The sequence below is a fragment of the Caballeronia sp. INML3B genome (assembly GCF_023631305.1).
GTDB lineage: Bacteria > Pseudomonadota > Gammaproteobacteria > Burkholderiales > Burkholderiaceae > Caballeronia > Caballeronia turbans.
The window spans coordinates 1-768 of the sequence record NZ_JALQDI010000068.1; the positions used below are offsets into that span (position 1 = coordinate 1).

The 768-nt window shown below is 59.2% G+C and carries 1 protein-coding gene; it reads left to right on the forward strand.

The window, feature by feature from the left end; genetic code table 11:
* Positions 1 to 21: 21 nt before the first annotated feature.
* Complete coding sequence (locus NCS58_RS28340; RefSeq protein ID WP_250478055.1) at positions 22 to 507, forward strand: Hcp family type VI secretion system effector; 486 nt, start codon at positions 22 to 24, stop codon at positions 505 to 507.
* The last annotated feature ends 261 nt before the right edge of the window (positions 508 to 768 follow it).

Consider the following 768-nt stretch of genomic DNA (forward strand, 5'->3'; position numbering starts at 1 on the left):
AGTACCAAAGAGGAGTAGTAAATGGCAATTCCCGCATACATGTGGCTCAAGGATGACGGCGGCGCCGACATCAAGGGTTCCGTCACCGTGCAAAGCCGCGAAGGCAGCGTCGAGATCGTCGCGTTCGACCACGGCGTGCACATCCCGACCGATGGCAACACCGGCAAGCTGACCGGCACGCGCGTGCACGCGCCGGTCACGCTGACCAAGGAAACCGACGCATCGACGCCGTACCTGTACAAGGCGGTGACGAGCGGCCAGACGCTGAAGTCCGTCGAAATCAAGTGGTACAAGATCGACGACGCGGGCAAGGAGAAGGAATACTTCAACACCAAGCTCGACAACGTCAAGGTCGTCGCCGTGCGTCCGAAGATGCTCGACATCAAGAATCCGGATTACGAGAAGCACAACCATCTGGAAGAAGTCGAACTGCGCTACGAACAGATCACCTGGTCGTACAAGGACGGCAACATCATCCACAAGGACACGTGGAACGAGCGCGCGTAAGCGCCTCATGACGACGTGAGTCGTCCAAGCCAGCCCGCCTCGCGGGCTGGCTTTTTCTTCTGCAAATTCGACAGCCCCGCACGCCCTCTTTCATTCCCTCGTCACCGGACTTCATATGACAATGCGCGACTCCACTCATCTGCTTCGCCGGCTCAATCCGCACTGCGCCCGCACGCTCGAAGCGGCCGCGAGCCTGTGCCAGACGCGCCTTTCCGATGAAATCACCGTCGAGCATTGGCTCTTGAAGCTGATCGAAGCGGA

What these genes read in the sequence shown, in the direction of transcription:
- NCS58_RS28340 (WP_250478055.1), top strand. Translation starts at nt 22, where the DNA reads ATGGCAATTCCCGCATACATGTGGCTCAAGGATGACGGCGGCGCCGAC.